A 20,298-nucleotide genomic window follows, 5' to 3' on the forward strand; every position below is an offset into this window, starting at 1 on the left:
CACTGCTTGAAGTTGCGCGCCTTGTACAGTTCTTCGTGCAGCCAGGACTGCTTGAAGCCTTCCGGATAGGCCGCGAGTTCGTCGCTCTGACGGCCTGCCTGAACGGCTTCGAACGCCGCTTCGGCCGCCAGCATGCCGGTCTTGATCGCCGCGTGGCTGCCCTTGATGCGCGAGGCGTTCAGGAAGCCCGCATCGTCGCCGACCAGCGCGCCGCCCGGGAAAACGAGCTTGGGCAGCGACATCAGGCCGCCCGCCGTGATGGCACGCGCGCCGTACGACACGCGCTTGCCGCCTTCCAGATACTTGCGGATTTCCGGATGCGTCTTGTAGCGCTGGAATTCCTCGAACGGCGACAGGTACGGATTCGTATACGCAAGGCCCACGACAAAACCGACCATCACCTGGTTGTTGTCGATGTGATAAAGGAACGAGCCGCCGTAGGTATCGTTCTCCAGCGGCCAGCCCGCGGTGTGGATCACCAGACCCGGCTTGTGCTTCGCGGGATCGATTTCCCAGAGTTCCTTGATGCCGATACCGTAGACCTGCGGATCGGCGTCCTTGCCGAGCTTGAACTTTTCGTTCAGTTGACGGCCCAGATGCCCGCGCGCGCCTTCGCAGAACAGCGTGTACTTCGCGTGCAGTTCCATGCCGAGCTGGAAGTTTTCGGTCGGCTCGCCATCCTTGCCCACGCCCATGTTGCCCGTCGCGACGCCCTTGACCGAGCCATCGTCGTTGTAGAGCACTTCAGCCGCCGGAAAGCCGGGGAAGATCTCGACGCCCAGCGCCTCCGCCTGCTGGCCCAGCCAGCGCGTGACATTGGCCAGGCTGATGACGTAGTTGCCGTGGTTCTTGAAGTTATCGGGCAGTGCCCAGTTGGGCACGGACTTCGCGCCCGTTTCCGAGAGGAACAGGAACTTGTCTTCCGTCACGGGGACGTTCAGCGGCGCGCCTTGCTCTTTCCAGTCGGGAAAGAGTTCGTTGAGCGCGCGCGGGTCCATGACGGCGCCCGAGAGGATATGCGCCCCGATTTCAGAGCCTTTTTCCAGCACGCACACGCCAAGGTCGGCGCCTTTTTCGGCAGCCAACTGTTTCAGGCGGATCGCCGCCGACAGCCCGGCCGGGCCGCCACCGACGATCACGACGTCGTATTCCATCGACTCGCGTGGGCCGTATTGCTCCAAGAGACTTGTGGGGGTCATTAAAGCTCCTCTTGCCATTAGAATGCTTTTTTCGGGTTCGTATTGTCGGGTAACGCTCACCTTGCCGCAACCCGACAAACCCGTATTAGCACGATCGTTCTATTCTATGCCAGAATGCCCGGCACGCAGCCGGTGGCGCATTCCGGCTTCCCGTCATCCCTTGAAGAGGAAGCGAAAATGGGCCGTTCGATCAATCTCGAAGGGAAGGTAGCGATGATCACCGGCGCGTCGAGCGGTCTGGGCAAGCGCTTCGCCCAGGTGCTCTCGCAGGCGGGCGCGAAGGTCGTGCTGGCGAGCCGGCGGGTCGAACGGCTCAAGGAACTGCGCGCCGAGATCGAGGCCGATGGCGGTGCCGCGCATGTGGTTTCGCTCGACGTGACGGACTACCAGAGCATCCGTTCGGCGGTCGCGCACGCTGAAACCGAGGCCGGCACCATCGACATCCTCGTCAACAATTCGGGCGTTTCCACCACCCAGAAGCTGGCCGACGTCACGCCGGCCGATTTCGAATACGTCTTCGACACCAACACACGCGGGGCTTTTTTCGTCGCGCAGGAAGTCGCCAGGCGCATGATCATGCGCGGCAACGGCGGCGGCTCGAAGCCCGCCTATCGCATCATCAACATCGCCTCGGTGGCGGGGCTGAACGTGCTGCCGCAGATTGGCCTGTATTCGATCAGCAAGGCGGCGGTGGTGCATATGACCAAGGCGATGGCGCTCGAATGGGGCCGCCATGGCATCAACGTCAACGCGATCTGTCCCGGTTATATCGACACCGAAATCAATCATCATCACTGGGCCACCGAGCAAGGCCAGAAGCTGATTTCGATGTTGCCGCGCCACCGGGTGGGCACGCCCGCCGATCTCGACGGTCTGCTGCTGTTGCTGGCGGCCGACGAATCGGCGTTCATGAACGGCTCGATCATTACCGCCGACGACGGCTTTGGCCTGACCTGAGCCGCCTGGTTTTCAAACGCAACCCACGTAACCCGAAGTTGAAGTGCAATGAGTGATTACCATCCCGTTTTTGAAATGACCATGCCGATCCGTTGGGGCGACATGGATGCGTTCGGCCATGTGAACAACACGGTCTACTTCCGCTACATGGAGCAGGTGCGGATCTCCTGGTTCGAGCAGCTCGGCGTGGCCGGCGAAAGCCGCGAAAGCGGCAACGGGCAGGGCCCCGTGATCGTCAATGCTTCGATGGAGTTTCTTAAGCAACTGCATTACCCGGGCGACATCGTCTGCACGATGACCGTGGGGCAACCCGGGCGCAGCAGTTTCGACACCGGTTTCGAACTGCGCCGCGTGGACGAGCCCGATACCGTCTATGCGCGCGGCAATGCGCGCTGCGTCTGGATCGACTACGAAGCGGGCAAGTCGGTGCCGATTCCCGATCACCTGCGCGCGACCATCGAAAGCGCGCCGCTCGTCAAGGCGAGCTGACTGCGCGCGAATTTCTCCCCCGGCGGGTCCTCTTGCGGCGTGCCCCTGCGCCGCGCCCTCCCGGACGCTTCGCGCGCCTACTGCCCGAGCAAACGCTGCAACAGTTCCGTGGCGTTGCCAGTGTCGTACTTGCGCATCAGCCGCGCGCGATAGACGTCCACCGTGCGCGAGCTGATGTCCAGAATCCGCCCGATCTGCTTGCTGGTCTTGCCCGTCACCAGTTGCGCCGCGATTTCGCGCTCGCGCGGCGTGAGTTCGACCGCCACGCGCCGCGTCGCGCTCAAATCCTCGAAAGTCCACACACCCGCCGCATGGGGCGCTTCGCGATCGGGCGAGCGGCCCGTCACGTGACACCAGAATAGTTCGCCATTGGCGCGCTTCATGATGCGGTCGTCGGCGTAACTGCCTTGCGCCGTCATGATGGGCGGAATACGCTCGCCGATGCGTTCGAATTCGTCCGCCGAAGGGTAAAGCACCTGAAACGACTGGCCGAGCAGCGCTTCGCGCGGGCAACGAAAGATCGCGCAGACCGCTTCGTTGCAGTCCTCGATGATGCGCTCGCGCGCGATCACAAGGCCGATAGGCGCGAGGTGGAAAGCGGTCTTGTAATCGAGCGCGGGAGCAGGGGCGGCGGCCAGGGCGGATTCAGGCATGGTGGTTCATACGGGTATGGCTTTATGTAGTTTTGCGTATTGTGCCGCATCGCCCGCCCAGCGTACGCTTGCGAACCATCAGAGGGCCGCGCGTACGGCGCGCCGGATTCACGGCAGCGCCGCCGGGGCATGACTAGAATGGGGCATCCGGGCGTGTGCCGCGCCTGCGAGCCATGCTGAACAAATAGATTGATCGAACGACGCATCGACGTATTTCCATTCGAGGAAGGGACACACTGATGAACAAAGTCTATGGAAGCGCGGCCGCCGCGCTCGAAGGCATCGTCAAGGACGGCCAGACCTTTGCGGTCGGCGGTTTCGGGCTGTGCGGGATTCCGGAGGCGCTGATCGGCGCACTGCGCGATTCGGGCGTGAAGGGCATTACCTGTATCAGCAACAATGCGGGCGTGGACGGCTTCGGCCTCGGTCTGCTGCTGGAAACGCGCCAGATCAGGAAGATGATCTCGTCCTACGTGGGCGAGAACAAGGAATTCGAGCGCCAGTACCTGTCGGGCGAACTCGAACTCGAATTCACGCCGCAGGGCACGCTGGCTGAAAAGCTGCGCGCGGGCGGCGCGGGTATTCCGGCCTTCTTCACGAATACGGGCTTCGGCACGTTGATCGCCGAGGGCAAGGAAACGCGCCAGTTCGGCGACAAGCACTACGTGCTGGAACATTCGCTCACCGCGGATGTGGCGCTCGTGAAGGCGTGGAAGGCCGACAAGTCGGGCAACCTGGTTTATCGCCGCACGGCGCGCAACTTCAATCCGATGTGTGCGATGGCGGGCAAGATCACGGTCGTGGAAGTCGAGGAGATCGTCGAGAACGGCGCGCTCGATCCGGACGCGATCCACACGCCGGGCATCTTCGTGCAGCGCATTGTCCTCAATGCGCAACCGGAAAAACGCATCGAACAACGCACCGTGCGCGCCGCGAGCGCCTAAGAAGGGAGACCGATCATGGCATGGAATCGTGATGAAATGGCCGCACGCGCGGCGAAGGAGCTGCAGGACGGCTTCTACGTGAACCTGGGTATCGGCCTGCCGACGCTCGTGGCGAACCATGTGCCGCAAGGCGTGGAAGTGTGGCTGCAATCGGAAAACGGCCTGCTGGGCATCGGCCCATTTCCCACCGAAGACGAGGTGGATGCCGACATGATCAACGCCGGCAAGCAGACCGTGACCACGCTGCCGGGCTCGTCGATTTTCTCGTCGGCAGACTCGTTCGCGATGATCCGCGGCGGCCACATCAACCTGGCAATCCTGGGTGCGATGCAGGTGAGCGAGAAGGGCGACCTGGCCAACTGGATGATCCCCGGCAAGATGATCAAGGGCATGGGCGGCGCGATGGATCTGGTGGCGGGCGTCGGCCGCGTGGTCGTGCTCATGGAGCATGTGGCCAAGGGCGACCAGCACAAGATTCTCGAAGCCTGCACGCTGCCGCTGACGGGCGTGGGCGTGGTCGATCTGATCATCACCGATCTGGGCGTGATCGAAGTGAGCGACGCGGGCCTGAAAGTGACCGAACTGGCGCCGGGCGTGAGCGCTGACGAGATCAAGGCGAAGACGGGCGCACCGCTCGATGTGAGCGCGGTGAGCTGAACGCGTTGACGCGATTGTTTCAACAGTCGCAGCAGGTTGCATGACCCAGGCGGGCGCAATTTCGGTTGCGCCCGTTTTGTTTTCGATGGGAGCATTCTGGCGCCTGCGAGTGCGCCTGAAACCTCGGCCAGACGGCATAGACCGTATGGCCGACGGGACGCGCGCCGCGGCCTTGCCAGGCGCGGGCCGGCTGTTTGCCTCGCCGGTGAGCGCGCGCCGCGCGCGCCGTTGCGGCCCCGCAAAGCCGTCTACAATGGCCGCACGCCTATGAACGCTTTCAGCGAGGATCGCGCAATGACCGTTTCGTCTGCCGTGCCGCTTCAATCTCGCCCGCCGCGCCAACACGCTGTCCAGTGCCTCAGTCCTTCGGGGCTGCACCGCGTGGCCTATACCGAATGGGGCGACCCCGCGAATCCGCGCGTGCTCGTCTGCGTGCATGGCCTGACGCGCTCCGGGCGCGACTTCGATCGCCTCGCGCTGGCGCTGGCCGATACGTACCGCGTGGTGTGTCCCGATGTGGTCGGCCGCGGGCTCTCGTCGTGGCTCGTCGATCCGCGCGGCTATGGCGTCGCCCAGTACGTTGCGGATATGGTCACCCTGATTGCTCGCATCGGCGTCGAGAAAGTGGACTGGTTCGGCACCTCGATGGGCGGCTTGATCGGCATGGCGCTGGCCGGTCTGCCGCAGACGCCCATCGGGCGCATGCTGCTCAATGACATCGGCCCGCACATCGAACCGGCTTCGCTTGAACGGATCGGCGAATACGTGGGCCGCGACGTCAGCTTCGGCTCGCTGCAGGAAGGCATCGACAACGCCGCGCTGCTGGCGGCCTCGTTTGGCCCTCTCACGGCCGACGAGTGGCGCGAGATCAATACGCCCTTGCTGCATCAAGTGGATGGCGTCTGGCGTTACCGTTACGACCCGCGCATTTCCGAAGGCTTCAAGGGCGTGACGCCCGAGCAGAACGAACAGGGCGAGCAGTTCCTGTGGCGCTCGCTCGCGGCGTTCAAGGGGCCGGTGCTGGCCGTGCGCGGCGAACTTTCCGATCTGCTTTCGCGCGAAACCGTGAAGAAAATGGAGGCGAGCGCCCAGCAGTTGACCTCCGTCGAGATCGCCGGCGTGGGGCATGCGCCGGTCTTTCTCGCCGCCGACCAGATCGAGATCGCGCGCCGTTTCTTCGCCGTATAGGCTTGCGGCGCGTCATAATGCTGGATTGTCCGGCGTGTCGGCGCTCTGAAAGGAGCGCCCCGCAACGTCCCGCAACGCGCTGCAACGCCCCCAGACTCTGAAATCAACAGGAAAATTCATGGCAGTCATTCGTCACCACGTCGGCCCGCGCCTCTCGGAAACCGCCATCCACAATGGCACCGTCTATCTGGCCGGTCAGATCGCGGAGGACACGAAGCAGGACATTGTTGGCCAGACGCGTGAATGTCTCGGCCACATCGACCGTTTGCTGGGCGAGGCCAACAGCGACAAGTCACTGCTGCTGTCCGTGCAGATCTACATTGCAGACATGAAGGATTTCCCGGGCATGAACGCCGAGTGGGACAAGTGGGTCGCACAGGGCGCCACGCCGCCGCGTGCGACTGTCGAAGCCAGGCTAGCGAATCCCGAATGCCTGATCGAAATCGTCGTGGTGGCCGCGCAGCGCGATTGAGTGCGGCTTGAATCTGCAACGAACTGATCGGGTCTGAAGACCGCGCAAATGCGTGCGGCCAGATCGCCCGATTGGACTATCGTTGGATTGTTTTACCGTGGTTAGCAGCCTGTCCGGTACGTCGGCGGGCGATGTCTCATGAGCAGCGACACCTTACCTCCCGTCCCCGCAGAAGTTTCCGGCTCCGCCGCGTTGCCGTCGCTAGAAGACACGCTGGCGTTCGTGCGCGAGCACGCCGGTGACGCGCGCCTGTCCACGGGCGAACCGCTTGTCGAACACGCGCAGGGCACGGCGTCGATCATGAGCCGTCTCAACGTCGATCCGCCCGCAGTGCTGGCGGCGGCGCTCTTCAACATCGCCCAGCATCTCGACAATCCGGAAGCGACACTCGAAGCGCGTTTCGGCGCCGAAGTCACGAGGCTCGTCTTCGATGTGCGCAAACTGCTGCGTCTGGGCACGGTGAGCCTGCGTGCCGCCGCGCAGAACGCGGCGCCCGAAAGCGGGCGCGAAAGCCGCGATGCGCAGGCCGCGCGCCGCGCTCAGGTCGAGTCGCTGCGCAAGATGCTGCTCGCATTCGCGCAGGACATTCGCGTGGTGCTGATTCGTCTTGCGTCGCGTGTGCAGTCGCTGCGCTATTACGCAGCGGCCAGGATCACGCCCGCGCCTGAGATCGCGCGCGAAACGCTGGACATCTATGCGCCGCTCGCGAATCGCCTGGGCATCTGGCAACTGAAGTGGGAGCTCGAAGATCTGGCGTTTCGCTTCGAGGAACCGGTCACCTATAAGCGCATCGCCAAACTGCTCGACGAAAAACGCGTCGAACGTGAGAGCTATGTGGCGCAGGCCATTGCCCGGCTGCAAAACGAACTCGCCGCCGCGCATATCGACGCCGAGGTGAGCGGGCGTCCCAAGCACATCTACAGCATCTGGAAGAAGATGCGCGGCAAGGATATCGACTTTGCCGAGCTCTACGACGTGCGCGCCTTCCGCGTGATCGTGCGCGACATCAAGGACTGCTACAGCGTGCTGGGTATCGTGCACAATCTGTGGCAGCCGGTGCCGCGCGAATTCGACGACTACATTTCGCGACCCAAGCCGAACGGCTATCGCTCGCTGCATACGGTGGTGATGGGCGACGACGGTCGCGCGTTCGAAGTGCAGATTCGCACGCAGGAGATGCACCAGTTCGCGGAATACGGCGTGGCCGCACACTGGCGTTATAAGGAAGCCGGTTCGAAGGGCTACGGCGGCCAGTTCAGCGCGAGCAGCAGCTACGACGAAAAGATCGCATGGCTGCGCCAGTTGCTGGCGTGGAAGGATGATGTCGCCGATGGCCGTCAGCCCTGGGAGCAACTGCGCCAGGCGACGCTCGATGACGATCATATCTACGTGCTCACGCCCCAGGCGCGTGTGATCGCGCTGCCGCAGGGGGCGACGCCGCTCGATTTCGCCTATCACCTGCATAGCGAGCTTGGGCACCGTTGCCGGGGCGCGCGCGTCGACGGCGCAATGGTGCCGCTCAATACGCATCTGCAAAACGGCCAGACCGTCGAGATTATTTCGGTGAAAGAGGGCGGGCCGTCGCGCGACTGGCTCAACCCACAGCTCGGCTATCTGCAGAGCCATCGCGCGCGTCAAAAGGTGCGCGCCTGGTTCAACGCCATCGAGGCGCAGGAAAACATCGCCAACGGTCGTGCGATGGTCGAAAAGACCTTGCAGCGCGAGGGGCGCACGTCGGTCAATCTCGATCAGCTCGCGTCCAGGCTCGGCTTCAAGTCGACCGACGAATTCTTCAGCGTGGTCGGCAAGGAAGAGTTCAGCCTGCGCTACGTCGAGCAGGCCTTGAGCGATGCTCCCGCGCCGGAGCCCGAGGAGGAAACGCCCGAGCAGCTGACCAAGCGGGCGAGCGGTTCGAATGTCGCTCACGGCGGCTCGTCCGGGGTGCTGGTGGTGGGCGTCGACGCGTTGCTGACGCAACTCGCGCGCTGCTGTCGCCCGGCGCCGCCCGATGGCATCAGCGGTTTCGTCACGCGCGGCAAGGGCATGTCGATTCACCGCAGCGATTGCGCGACCTTCCAGCGCATGGCGCGTCGCTCGCCCGAGCGCGTGCTCCAGACCACATGGTCCGCCGATGTGATGGGCGGGCGCGGGCAGTCGGTTTATCCGGTCGACATCTCGATCGAGGCCACCGACCGCCAGGGGCTGCTGCGCGATATCTCCGAAGTGTTCGCGCGCGAGAAGATGAACGTGATCGGCGTGAAGACGCAAACGCGCCGCAACGCGGCCTTTATGCAGTTTACGGTCGAGGTGACGAGTTCGGCGCAGATCCAGCGTGCCTGTGTGCTGCTGGGCGAGGTGGGCGGGGTGCAGCGGGCGTTCCGCAAGGGCTAGGGGCTAGCCGCCGCGCAGTTTCCAAAGCCGCGCGGGTCTTCCGCAGCGCAAAAAATGCTTGCCAGGTTCGTGAAAGTGTCATATAGTCTTCCTTCTTCAGGCTCGTAGCTCAGCTGGTTAGAGCACCACCTTGACATGGTGGGGGTCGTTGGTTCGAGTCCAATCGAGCCTACCAACGAAATGGAAGTTGCGATGTGTGTGTTAGCATCGGGGCTTCAATGCAGCAAAAGCGCTCTGCGCTCAAGGCGAATACGGTTATGACACCGCGAACGTTGACCGAAACTACTTCGGAGCGACGCTAGTCGAGGACCTCTTTCGCCCTGCAATCTGGTTTGAAAAGTGAATGCGGCCCCTCGAAAGCGGGGCCGCATTTTTTTTCGCCGCGAATTTTCGCGAGTCGCCTTGATGGCGATCTCCCCCGAACACAATACGATGTGCCGCGTGCGGCGCTTCTGGAGAAAAACATGGTTGCGATACGTCTGCCCGATGGTTCGGTTCGACAGTACGATCACCCCGTCACGGTTGCCGAAGTGGCGGCTTCGATTGGTGCCGGCCTCGCCAAGGCGGCGCTCGGCGGCAAGCTCGATGGCGAGCTGGTCGATACGTCGACGCTGATCGATCACGACGCATCGCTGGCTATCGTCACGGACAAGGATGTCGACGGTCTCGACATCATCCGTCACTCCACGGCTCACTTGCTGGCCTACGCGGTCAAGGAGTTGTTCCCGGAAGCGCAGGTCACGATCGGCCCGGTCATCGACAACGGTTTTTACTACGACTTCGCCTATAGCCGTCCCTTCACGCCCGAAGATCTGGAAAAGATCGAAAAGCGCATGCAGGAACTCGCGAAGAAGGACGAGCCGGTGTCGCGCCGTGTCGTCACGCGCGGCGAGGCGGTCGACTACTTCAAGAGCATCGGCGAGAAGTACAAGGCCGAGATCATCGAGTCGATTCCCGGCGATCAGGACATCAAGCTGTACTCGCACGGCAATTTCACGGACCTGTGCCGCGGCCCGCACGTGCCGTCGACGGGCAAGCTCAAGGTCTTCAAGCTGATGAAGGTCGCGGGCGCGTACTGGCGCGGCGATGCGAAGAACGAGCAACTGCAGCGCATCTACGGCACGGCCTGGACGAAGAAGGAAGATCAGGAACTCTATCTTCACAACCTCGAAGAGGCGGAAAAGCGCGACCACCGCAAGCTGGGCAAGCAACTCGACCTGTTCCACATGCAGGACGAGTCGCCGGGCATGGTGTTCTGGCACCCGAAGGGCTGGACGCTCTGGCAGCAGGTCGAGCAGTACATGCGCGGCCGCCTGCGCGTGGCCGGCTACGATGAAATCAAGACGCCGATGATCATGGACCGCTCGCTGTGGGAAGCGTCGGGTCATTGGCAGAACTATCGTGAAAACATGTTCACGACGGAGTCGGAAAAGCGCGACTACGCCGTCAAGCCGATGAACTGCCCGGGCCACGTCCAGGTGTTCAATCACGGATTGCGTTCGTACCGCGACCTGCCGCTGCGTTACGCGGAATTCGGCTCGTGCCATCGCAACGAGGCATCGGGCGCGCTGCACGGCCTGATGCGCGTGCGCGGCTTCGTCCAGGACGACGCCCACATCTTCTGTACGGAAGATCAGATCATCGCCGAATCGATCGCCTTCAATACGCTGGCGATGAGCGTCTATAAGGACTTCGGCTTCGATCACATCGACATCAAGCTGTCGCTGCGCCCGGATTCGCGCGCCGGCACGGATGAAACGTGGGATCGCGCCGAACAGGGCCTGCGCGAAGCGCTGACGGCCTGCGGACTGCAGTGGGAAGAACTGCCGGGCGAGGGCGCGTTCTACGGTCCGAAGGTCGAGTACCACATCAAGGATGCGCTCGGCCGTTCGTGGCAGTGCGGCACGCTCCAACTCGACATGGTGCTTCCGGAGCGCCTTGGCGCCGAGTACGTGGCGGAAGACAACAGCCGCCGCCGCCCGATCATGCTGCACCGTGCAATCCTCGGTTCGATGGAGCGTTTCCTCGGCATTCTGATCGAGCACCACGCTGGTGCAATGCCGTCCTGGCTGGCTCCGGTGCAGGCCGTTGTGATGAATATTGCGGAAAGTCAGGCCGAATATGCCGCTAATCTGGCCCAATCGTTGCAAAAACAAGGGGTTAGAGTGCAGGCCGATTTGCGCAACGAGAAAATTAGCTATAAAATACGCGAGCACACGCTTGAGAAGGTCCCGTACCTGCTGGTTGTCGGCGACAAAGAGCGTGAAGCACAAACGGTAGCCGTGCGTGCCCGTGGCGGTGTCGATCTGGGTGTGATGCCCGTCGATGCCTTTGCTGAGCGTCTGGCGCAGGACGTCAGGACGTTCAAGTAAGCCACCTGGCAGCGCGGCTCGTTTTTTTAATTTTTAGAGGAAACGTAACATCGCTACGGATAAGTCGCATCGCATCAACGGTGAAATCACTGCACCCGAGGTGCGTCTCGTCGGAATCGAGAACGAGCCGCTCGGTATTGTAAAGCTGGCTGATGCGTTCCGCATGTCGGAACAGCAAGACGTCGATCTGGTTGAAATTGCCCCGCAGGCTGTGCCGCCCGTGTGCCGCCTGATGGATTACGGCAAGTTCAAATACCAGGAATCGAAGAAGCAGCACGAAGCCAAGCTCAAGCAAAAGGTCATCCAGGTCAAGGAAGTCAAATTCCGCCCGGGTACCGACGACGGCGATTACAACGTCAAGCTGCGCAACCTCATCCGATTCCTCGATGAGGGCGACAAGACGAAGATCACGTTGCGTTTCCGCGGCCGCGAAATGGCTCACCAGGAAATCGGCATGCGTATGCTTGAGCGCCTGCGCACCGACCTCGAAGAAGTCGGTCAGGTCGAGCAGATGCCGAAGATGGAAGGGCGCCAGATGATCATGGTGCTCTCGCCGAAGAAGAAGAAGTGAACCGGCGCGCAGTGTGAAGTGCTCTGCACTTGTGTACACTGCGCGACGTCCAGGTTGTTCTCGATGTCTCGCTGGCCCTTTGGCCGGCGCAGACATGCAGCAGGTTCCGGAAATGGCGCCCGCGCGTCGCACGAAAGTGCGGCAGGCAGGCGCTTTTCCTGAAAGCGGCGGCAAGCTTGTCTTTTATAGAGCAGCCGGTCGCCAAAACAAGTGGAGTGGGTTTCGAAGGGCGGTCAAGGGCAATGTGTTCGCACAAGCCAGCCGCACACCCATGTCCATCAAATAAATGGAGTTTTTGTCATGCCCAAGATGAAGACCAAGAAGAGCGCCGCAAAGCGCTTCGTGGTTCGTCCGGGTGGTACCGTCAAGCGCGGTCAAGCCTTCAAGCGTCACATCCTGACCAAGAAGACCACCAAGAACAAGCGTCATCTGCGTGGTGCAACGGCCGTTCATGATTCCGATCTGAAGTCCGTGCGCGCAATGCTGCCGTTCGCGTAATCCTCAACCGACAACTCAAAGGAGCTACTCATGCCTCGAGTCAAACGTGGGGTTACCGCACGGGCCCGCCACAAGAAGATCATCAACCTGGCCAAGGGTTACCGCGGCCGTCGCAATAACGTCTATCGCATCGCCAAGCAGGCGGTCATGCGCGCAGGCCAATACGCCTATCGCGATCGCCGCAACAAGAAGCGTGTGTTCCGCGCACTGTGGATCACGCGTATCAATGCAGCGGTGCGTCAGCACGACATGACCTACAGCGTGTTCATCGCTGGCCTGAAGAAGGCTTCGATCGAACTCGACCGCAAGGTTCTGGCTGACATGGCTGTGTTCGACAAGGCTGCATTTGCTGCGATCGTCAAGCAGGTGAAGGCCGCCGTCGCTGCCTAAGTTCAGGTACTGCGCAGGTTCGTTGCAGCAGACATTCCGGTTGTTTCGGTGATGCTGCAACAAAAACGGGGCTCCTCACCGAGCCCCGTTTTTGTTGGTGAAGCGCTTCCTGCGTGCTTCTCGTTTTATGCGCCGCCTCACGCGGCCCGCTTGGTCGCCTAGCCGCTTCATGCCGTGCCTTCATGTCGTCGCGATCGTGCGTCACACTCGCACACCGCGGCGTGCCGGGCACCGCTCAAGTCTCAAACACTGACGCTGAAAAGATGGGATCAATGGATCTGGACCAGATTGTCGCCGACGCGCAAACCGCCTTCGCTTCCGCACCCGACGTCAACACGCTCGAAAACGAGAAGGCTCGTTTTCTGGGTAAGTCAGGCGCGCTGACCGAACTGCTCAAGGGTCTTGGCAAGCTCGACCCGGAAACGCGCAAGACCGAAGGTGCGCGCATCAACGCCGTCAAGCAGCAGGTGGAAGCCGCGCTGAACGCGCGCCGCCAGGCGCTTGCCGACGCGCTGCTGAACCAGCGTCTCGCCTCCGAGGCGATCGACGTCACGCTGCCGGGCCGCGGCTTGGGCACGGGCAGCCTGCATCCGGTGATGCAGACGTGGGAACGTGTCGAGCAGATCTTCGGCTCGATTGGCTTCGACGTGGCCGACGGTCCCGAAATCGAAACCGACTGGTTCAATTTCACCGCGCTCAACAGCCCGGAAAACCATCCGGCGCGTTCGATGCAGGACACGTTCTACGTGGACGGCAAGGACGCCGATGGCCGTCAGCTGCTGTTGCGCACGCACACCAGCCCGATGCAGGTGCGTTACGCGCGCACCCACACGCCGCCGATCAAGGTGATCGTTCCGGGCCGCACGTATCGCGTGGACAGCGACGCCACCCACTCGCCGATGTTCAACCAGGTCGAAGGCCTGTGGATTGAAGAAAACATCAGCTTCGCGGATCTGAAGGGCGTCTACACGGACTTCCTGAAGAAGTTCTTCGAGCGCGACGACATCAAGGTGCGCTTCCGTCCGTCGTACTTCCCGTTCACGGAACCGTCGGCGGAAATCGACATGATGTTCGAGCAGGGCAAGAACGCCGGCAAATGGCTCGAAATCTCGGGCTCGGGCCAGGTGCATCCGACCGTGATCCGCAACATGGGTCTCGACCCGGAGCGCTACATCGGCTTTGCGTTTGGCAGCGGGCTCGAGCGCCTGACGATGCTGCGTTATGGCGTGCAGGATCTGCGCCTGTTCTTCGAAGGCGATCTGCGCTTCCTGCGCCAGTTCGCTTAAGTCGAAGCGGCGCCGCAGCGACGACTTCGCTTGCAGGGCGCGAGGCGGACGCAGCACCTCGACATGGTGCGCGAGAACCCGCTTCGCGACGGTCACAATCTGTCTGGAACGTAAAACCACATGCTATTCCCCGAATCCTGGCTGAGAAGCTTTGTCGATCCGAAGCTCACGACCGATGAGCTGGCCCACGCCCTCACCATGGCCGGCCTCGAAGTCGAAGGCCTGCGCCCGGCCGCGCCGCCCACCACGAAGATCGTCGTGGGCCAGGTGCTGGAAGTCGTGAAGCACCCGGACGCGGACAAGCTCAACGTCTGTCAGGTCGACGCCGGTACCGGCGCGACGCTGCAGATCGTCTGCGGCGCGCCCAACGTCGCGCCCGGCATCAAGGTGCCCGTCGCACTCGTGGGCGCGGAGCTTCCGCCCGCGGAAGAGGGCGGCAAGCCGTTCGCGATCAAGCTCTCGAAGCTGCGTGGCGTGGAAAGCCAGGGCATGCTGTGCTCGGCGCGCGAACTCAAGCTCTCGGAAGATCACAGCGGCCTGATGATCCTGCCGGAAGATCAGCCGATCGGCCAGGACATCCGCGAAGCGTTGAACCTCGACGACACCATCTTCGAAATCAAGCTCACGCCGAACAAGGCCGATTGCCTTTCGGTGTATGGCGTCGCGCGCGAAACCGCCGCGATAACCGGCGCGCCGCTGCAGGCGCCGGTGTTCCCGAAGGTGGAAGTCAAGCTCAACGAAACGTTGCCCGTGAAGATTTCGGCGCCGGACCTGTGCGGCCGTTTCTCGGGCCGCGTGATCCGCAGCGTGAACGCGCACGCGAAGACGCCGGCGTGGATGGTTCAGCGCCTCGAACGTGCCGGCCAGCGCAGCATCTCGGCGCTCGTCGACATCTCGAACTATGTGATGCTCGAACTCGGCCGTCCGTCGCACGTGTTCGATCTCGACAAGATCCACGGCTCGATGGACGTGCGCTGGGGCAAGAAGGGCGAACAGCTCAAGCTGCTCAATGGCAACACCGTCGAAGTCGATGAAACCGTGGGCGTGATCGCCGACGAACGCGAGATCGAAAGCCTCGCGGGCATCATGGGCGGCGACAGCACCGCCGTCACGCTCGACACGAAAAACATCTATCTGGAAGCCGCATTCTGGTGGCCGGATGCGATTCGTGGCCGCTCGCGCCGCTACAACTTCTCGACCGATGCAGGTCATCGTTTCGAGCGCGGCGTGGACTGGTCGACGACCGTCGAACACATCGAGCGCATCACGCAACTGATCCTCGACATCTGCGGCGGCGAAGCCGGCCCGATCGACGGCCAGACCGTGAACGTTCCGCAACGCGCGCCGGTGAAGATGCGCGTGGCGCGTGCGAACCGCATTATCGGCGTGAAGATTGGCGCGGACGAGATCGCTCAGATCTTCACGCGTCTGGGTCTCACGTTCGAACGCGATGGCGATGCCTCGTTCAGCGTCACGCCGCCGCCGTATCGCTTCGACATCGAGATCGAAGAAGACCTGATCGAAGAAGTCGCGCGTATCTACGGCGTCGAAAACATTCCGGCGCTGCCGCCGGTCGCACGCAGCGAAATGCGCGCGACCAACGAAACGCGCCGCTCGATCCACGCGATCCGTCACGCGATTGCTGCACGCGATTACGCCGAAACCATCAACTTCAGCTTCGTCGACGCCGAGTGGGAGCTGGACTTCGCGGGCAACACGAATCCGGTCAAGCTGCTGAACCCGATCGCGAGCCAGCTCTCGGTGATGCGCACGACGCTCATCGGCAGCCTCATCAACGTGCTGCGCCACAACCTCAACCGCCGCGCGGATCGCGTGCGCGTGTTCGAAGCGGGCCGCGTGTTCCTGCACGATCCGTCGATCAAGGCGAGCGAGATGACGGTGGAAGGTTTCGCGCAACCGAAGATGATCGGCGCGCTCGCTTACGGTCCCGCGCTCGACGAGCAGTGGGGCGCGCAAACGCGCGGCGTGGACTTCTTCGATGTGAAGGGCGATCTCGAAGCGCTGTTCGCGAACCTGGGCGCCGCGAAGACGCCGCGTTTCGTGAAGGCCGAGCATCCCGCGCTGCATCCGGGACGCAGTGCGCGCGTGGAAGTCGATGGCCGCGCCGTGGGCTGGATTGGCGAGCTGCATCCGCGCTGGATGCAGAAGTATGACCTGCCGCACGCACCGATCGTCTTCGAAGTGGAAGCGGACGCACTGATGGCGCGCGATCTGCCGACGCCCACCGAGGTATCGAAATTCCCGCCGGTGCGACGCGATATCGCAGTGGTCGTCGATCAGAAGATCGAGGTCCAGGCGCTGCTCGACGAGCTCCACAAGGGCATGCAGGACGAGCCCGCGCGGATTGTGCAGAGGGTTGCGTTGTTCGATGAATTTCGTGCAAAATCAAATACTTCCGGACTTGGCGCGGACGAGAAAAGCCTTGCCTTCCGGGTGACCCTGCAAGATACTGGCGGGACCCTTCAGGACGAAACGGTCGATGCGGCCATCAAGTCCCTGGTGGATCGCCTGGCTCGAGTGTTTGGCGCCCGGTTGCGCGGATAAGCCTCCCGGCTCATCACGTACCGACATGGCTTCCGGTTTGCGAGGTTGCAGAGGTTGCATTCACACCTTGGCAACCGGAAGCGCGCCATAGCAAAGATAGATGAACGAAATGAACTCGAGTGATTTCGAAGCCCTTCTCGCGGCACAGCGTAGCGCCATGATTCGCGATATTCCTGCCCCGTCGGCAAGTGCCGCGAACGATACGCCCACGCTGACCAAAGCCGAACTCGCGGAACTGCTGTTCGACAACGTCGGACTGAACAAGCGCGAAGCCAAGGACATGGTCGAAGCGTTCTTCGAAGTGATTCGCGACGCGCTTGAAAGCGGTGACAGCGTGAAGCTCTCGGGCTTCGGCAATTTTCAGTTGCGCGACAAGCCGCAACGCCCGGGCCGCAACCCGAAGACCGGCGAAGCGATTCCTATCGCCGCACGCCGCGTGGTGACGTTCCACGCGAGCCAGAAGCTCAAGGCCCTGGTGGAAAGCGGCGCCGAGGCAAGCTTCCCGCGCTGATCAACGGAAGCGATCGATCAAGGCATCAATGCGCGCGATGATCCGCGCGCGCCCGCACGGGTGAATGCAGCGGGTGTGACTGGCAACAACGGACTCTGGCGGCGACGCCATTTTGCGCAACCACCACGACGGCAACCCGGCGATGACATCGACAATCGAAAAGGTCGTCTTGCCTCCGATACCCGCCAAGCGCTACTTCACGATCGGCGAAGTGAGCGAGTTGTGCGGAGTGAAGCCCCATGTGCTGCGATATTGGGAGCAGGAGTTCACGCAGTTGAAGCCGGTCAAGCGCCGCGGCAACCGGCGCTATTACCAGCATCACGAAGTTCTGTTGATCCGGCGCATTCGTGAATTGCTCTACGAACAAGGCTTCACGATCAACGGCGCACGCAACCGGCTCGACTCGCACGGCGCGGCGGTGGGAGAGCCTGCAGCAGGCGACATGGAAGACGTGCCGGTGAGCGAAGGCAATATGGCGAGCGTCGATGTCGACCAGTTGCGCAAGGAACTGCTGCACGTGCTCGATTTGCTTGGGCGCTAGGCATTGCGAGTGCCTTCTTTAGGCGATGCAAAGATTCTTTCCGACGAAATGCATTTCAGCCATTCAAATCGGCAAAAGGGTCTGTTATACTTTCTAGCTCTCGGGGCGTAGCGCAGCCTGGTAGCGTACCTGCATGGGGTGCAGGTGGTCGGAGGTTCAAATCCTCTCGCCCCGACCAGAAGTCAGAACCCGCACGGTGTCAAAACCGTGCGGGTTTTTTCATTTGCAGCGCGAAAAAGCACAGCAATCGGGACGCGTCGCACCCTTTCACCGCGCTTCAACAAACTCCACCACCTCGCCACTATCGCGCTTGAGGAACATATTGCTGCCCTTCATGCGCACGTCATTGCACGAATAAGCGATCTTGCTGCCCTTGCTGCAGACCTTGCCGTCCTGGGCCTGCCAGTCGCCGTGATCGGCGAATCCCTTGCTCGATTTGAAGTCGTAGTTGCCGCTGCCGTCGTACTGCACATGCCACATGCTGCCATCGGCGAGTTTGATGTCGAACGCCTTGCCGCTCAGATGCTGCTGGATATCGGCGGCGCTGGGCGTGGTGGCATCGGCGGGGAATCCGCTGCCTTGAGCAAACGCAATCGCTGCGGGCAGCAGGAGCAGGGTGGCAAGCCGGGTCTTCATCTCGATTCTCCTTGGACTCGGCGCCGGCGAATCCGTCCGGGGCAGACACGCCGGACGGGGCGAGAAGTCAACCGGCAATCGGTTAGCGGCAAGCCGGCAAGGGCGCCGAGGCCTCAATCTACGCTAGCGGTTCAGCCCGTTATGTGGGCTGGCGCACACTGCACCGGGCCAGCGCGACCGTTGCTAACGCCTCGAATTCAAAGAGTCAGTGCCGCATCCGGTGAGCATGAGAGCGCAAGATTCGGCTGTTAGTTTTTCTCACATATCGATGAGAATCATTCGCTAGGAGAGATACGCCGCGCACCTTACGATTAGCGCAATTCCGCCGGTGTTTCTGTCACGTTCCGCATGCCGCCGTTATGGCTGCGCCATGCGGGTCTTGCGCATTCTGTCCTGCGGCAGATGCGGGCATGCCGGGACGCCTCGGCCAGACGGCATCGGGCGCGAAAAGAACAAGGCATCACCAGGCATATCCAGGCATAACCGAGCGCTCCCCAGCGCTATCCCCATGAATCCGATTCAACTCGCACAGCTCGTTTTTCTCGCTTCCCTGTGGGGCAGCTCGTTTCTTTTCATTCGCGTAGGCGTCGGCGATCTGGGCGTGGCGCCACTGATGGCGCTGCGCATCGGCATCGGCGCGCTGTTCCTGCTGCTGGTGCTGTTCTCGCGCCGGCCGCCGCGCGAGGCGCTGGCCACGCTGCGTGAGCGCGCCGGGCCGCTGCTGGTGGTGGGCATCCTCAACTCGGCTGCGCCGTTCTGTCTGTTCGCGTGGGCTGAACTTACGCTCTCCGCGGGTGTGACCTCCGTGATCAACGCGACCACCCCGTTGTTCGGCGCGGTGGTGGCCTATTTCTGGCTCAAGGACCGTCTGAGCGGCCTGCGAGTGGCCGGCCTGGTGATCGGTTTTCTGGGCGTGCTGGCTTTGGTCTGGGATCAGATCGCCACGCGCGCCGGTGACGGCGCGAGCACGTCGGCGACCTTGCTGGCGGCGCTTGCCGCGCTGGTGGCGGCAGCGCTCTATGGCGTGGCGGCCAGCCTCACCAAGCGTCATCTGACCGGCGTCGATCCGCTCACGGTCGCGGCGGGCACCATGACCGCCGCGGCCATCGTGCTCGCGCCGTTCGCGGTCGTCACATGGCCGCACGCCGCGGTGTCGCTGCACGCGTGGGGCTCGGCGATCGCACTCGGCGTCGTCTGTACCGGCATCGCGTATCTGATGTTTTTCCGTTTGATCGCGGCGATTGGCCCGGCGCGCACCATCACCGTGACCTTCGTCATTCCCATCTTCGGCATTCTGTGGGGCGCGCTGTTCCTGGGTGAACGCGTATCGATCGGCATGGTTGAGGCCTGCTTCACGATTCTCGTCGGGACGGCGCTTGCTACCGGCTTTATCAAGCGTCTGCCCGGCTTCGGTCCGCGCGCGGATCGCGCCGGCGCCAAACAGTAAAGTCGGGGCAAACCGCGCTTCATTAATCGTTGCGCACACATCGATGTGTGCGCAACGATATTTCTCAACCTGGCATCTTGCTTCACAGGTGCTGGCGTCATCCATGCGAGCATCCATCGCGCCGGTTCCACGCATATCGATAAGCTGGGATTCGCCGCAAACAATCCGGATTCACTCCGCCGATGGATCGCGAGCGATTCCTCGCGCCATTGACTCGTCATCCACTGAAAGCTTTAAGTCAGCTTCAGCCTTGCTGGGCGGCCCTGTGTGTATGCGGGCGAACAAGCGCGCTTGTTAAATCGCGTCTACACTTGGCGACACATCGGGTTATTTATTTGCAAACCGCTGTCAGGGATCCGGTCAGCCGGGACCTCGGCCTGTCACTCGATGCGCTTATAGAAACCGTTAGAAACCGTTTTACATGGCGACGGATTTTGTTGCGACCACTCATGCGCGCAGTGGCGTAGTGAAAGCCCGCAGCAAGGGAGAGCAGGCCGTCAAACGGCCGCGTCGTGAAGTGCCGTTCCTTTT

Annotated in this window: 20 protein-coding genes and 2 tRNA genes; 19 read left to right on the forward strand and 3 right to left on the reverse strand. The window is 62.2% G+C overall.

Annotated features, from left to right (window positions below):
- On the reverse strand, window positions 1–1,199 hold a 1,199-nt coding region (locus tag F4827_RS05740), incomplete at its 3' end, for an NAD(P)/FAD-dependent oxidoreductase (RefSeq protein WP_183722738.1).
- A gap of 177 nt (window positions 1,200–1,376) precedes the next feature.
- Between F4827_RS05740 and F4827_RS05745 the strand changes: the two genes are divergently transcribed.
- Both F4827_RS05745 and F4827_RS05750 read left to right on the forward strand, forming a co-directional pair.
- Window positions 1,377–2,156 (forward strand): SDR family oxidoreductase, encoded by a 780-nt coding sequence (locus F4827_RS05745; protein WP_183722740.1) that lies wholly within the window; start codon window positions 1,377–1,379, stop codon window positions 2,154–2,156.
- A gap of 48 nt (window positions 2,157–2,204) precedes the next feature.
- Window positions 2,205–2,645, forward strand: a complete 441-nt coding sequence (locus F4827_RS05750) for a thioesterase family protein (protein WP_183722742.1) — start codon at window positions 2,205–2,207, stop codon at window positions 2,643–2,645.
- A gap of 77 nt (window positions 2,646–2,722) precedes the next feature.
- Here F4827_RS05750 and F4827_RS05755 read toward each other — a convergent pair whose 3' ends face one another.
- Window positions 2,723–3,298, reverse strand: coding sequence for a PAS and helix-turn-helix domain-containing protein (locus F4827_RS05755; protein WP_183722744.1), 576 nt, complete (start codon window positions 3,296–3,298; stop codon window positions 2,723–2,725).
- Window positions 3,299–3,537: 239 nt separating this feature from the next.
- On the opposite strand from F4827_RS05755, the gene F4827_RS05760 reads away from it, so the two are divergent.
- The 16 genes from F4827_RS05760 to F4827_RS05830 all read left to right on the forward strand — a co-directional run bounded on the left by F4827_RS05760 (window position 3,538) and on the right by F4827_RS05830 (window position 17,862).
- Entirely contained in the window at window positions 3,538–4,242 is a 705-nt protein-coding gene (locus tag F4827_RS05760) for a CoA transferase subunit A (RefSeq protein ID WP_183722747.1), read from the forward strand.
- A gap of 15 nt (window positions 4,243–4,257) precedes the next feature.
- A complete protein-coding gene (locus F4827_RS05765) occupies window positions 4,258–4,899 on the forward strand; it encodes a CoA transferase subunit B (protein WP_183722749.1) in 642 nt (213 codons plus the stop codon).
- Window positions 4,900–5,193: 294 nt separating this feature from the next.
- On the forward strand, window positions 5,194–6,087 hold the full coding sequence (locus tag F4827_RS05770; protein WP_183722751.1) for an alpha/beta fold hydrolase: 894 nt from the start codon (window positions 5,194–5,196) through the stop codon (window positions 6,085–6,087).
- Between the two features lie 118 nt (window positions 6,088–6,205).
- Entirely contained in the window at window positions 6,206–6,559 is a 354-nt protein-coding gene (locus F4827_RS05775; protein ID WP_183722753.1) for a RidA family protein, read from the forward strand.
- Window positions 6,560–6,697: 138 nt separating this feature from the next.
- Entirely contained in the window at window positions 6,698–8,950 is a 2,253-nt protein-coding gene (locus F4827_RS05780) for a bifunctional (p)ppGpp synthetase/guanosine-3',5'-bis(diphosphate) 3'-pyrophosphohydrolase (protein ID WP_183722755.1), read from the forward strand.
- Window positions 8,951–9,048: 98 nt separating this feature from the next.
- Window positions 9,049–9,125: transfer RNA gene (locus F4827_RS05785), tRNA-Val, on the forward strand.
- Between the two features lie 289 nt (window positions 9,126–9,414).
- Window positions 9,415–11,322, forward strand: a complete 1,908-nt coding sequence (gene thrS, locus F4827_RS05790; protein ID WP_183722757.1) for a threonine--tRNA ligase — start codon at window positions 9,415–9,417, stop codon at window positions 11,320–11,322.
- Window positions 11,323–11,371: 49 nt separating this feature from the next.
- The gene (infC, locus tag F4827_RS05795) at window positions 11,372–11,893 is read left to right on the forward strand and encodes a translation initiation factor IF-3 (RefSeq protein WP_084068824.1); all 522 of its coding nucleotides are present in this window, start codon (window positions 11,372–11,374) and stop codon (window positions 11,891–11,893) included.
- Between the two features lie 94 nt (window positions 11,894–11,987).
- On the forward strand, window positions 11,988–12,179 hold the full coding sequence (locus F4827_RS34905) for a hypothetical protein (protein ID WP_183722759.1): 192 nt from the start codon (window positions 11,988–11,990) through the stop codon (window positions 12,177–12,179).
- 14 nt (window positions 12,180–12,193) lie between these two features.
- Window positions 12,194–12,391: a 50S ribosomal protein L35 gene (rpmI, locus tag F4827_RS05800; protein WP_027793434.1), complete on the forward strand. Its 198-nt coding sequence runs from the start codon at window positions 12,194–12,196 to the stop codon at window positions 12,389–12,391.
- A gap of 30 nt (window positions 12,392–12,421) precedes the next feature.
- A complete protein-coding gene (gene rplT, locus F4827_RS05805) occupies window positions 12,422–12,781 on the forward strand; it encodes a 50S ribosomal protein L20 (RefSeq protein ID WP_167056402.1) in 360 nt (119 codons plus the stop codon).
- 272 nt (window positions 12,782–13,053) lie between these two features.
- The gene (gene pheS, locus F4827_RS05810) at window positions 13,054–14,067 is read left to right on the forward strand and encodes a phenylalanine--tRNA ligase subunit alpha (protein WP_183722761.1); all 1,014 of its coding nucleotides are present in this window, start codon (window positions 13,054–13,056) and stop codon (window positions 14,065–14,067) included.
- Between the two features lie 120 nt (window positions 14,068–14,187).
- Window positions 14,188–16,632: a phenylalanine--tRNA ligase subunit beta gene (gene pheT, locus F4827_RS05815; RefSeq protein WP_183722763.1), complete on the forward strand. Its 2,445-nt coding sequence runs from the start codon at window positions 14,188–14,190 to the stop codon at window positions 16,630–16,632.
- 100 nt (window positions 16,633–16,732) lie between these two features.
- Window positions 16,733–17,143 carry an integration host factor subunit alpha gene (locus tag F4827_RS05820; protein ID WP_167056393.1) on the forward strand — a complete coding sequence of 137 codons (411 nt, stop codon included), beginning with the start codon at window positions 16,733–16,735 and terminating at the stop codon, window positions 17,141–17,143.
- A 142-nt stretch (window positions 17,144–17,285) separates the two neighbouring features.
- A complete protein-coding gene (locus F4827_RS05825) occupies window positions 17,286–17,684 on the forward strand; it encodes a MerR family transcriptional regulator (protein ID WP_183722765.1) in 399 nt (132 codons plus the stop codon).
- 101 nt (window positions 17,685–17,785) lie between these two features.
- Window positions 17,786–17,862, forward strand: a tRNA-Pro gene (locus F4827_RS05830).
- Window positions 17,863–17,951: 89 nt separating this feature from the next.
- Here F4827_RS05830 and F4827_RS05835 read toward each other — a convergent pair.
- Window positions 17,952–18,320, reverse strand: a complete 369-nt coding sequence (locus F4827_RS05835) for a hypothetical protein (protein ID WP_183722767.1) — start codon at window positions 18,318–18,320, stop codon at window positions 17,952–17,954.
- Between the two features lie 508 nt (window positions 18,321–18,828).
- Here F4827_RS05835 and F4827_RS05840 point away from each other — a divergent pair.
- Window positions 18,829–19,767, forward strand: a complete 939-nt coding sequence (locus F4827_RS05840; RefSeq protein WP_183722769.1) for a DMT family transporter — start codon at window positions 18,829–18,831, stop codon at window positions 19,765–19,767.
- Window positions 19,768–20,298 lie beyond the last annotated feature (531 nt).

Origin of the sequence: Paraburkholderia bannensis (assembly GCF_014200455.1) — a bacterium.
GTDB classification, from domain to species: domain Bacteria; phylum Pseudomonadota; class Gammaproteobacteria; order Burkholderiales; family Burkholderiaceae; genus Paraburkholderia; species Paraburkholderia bannensis_A.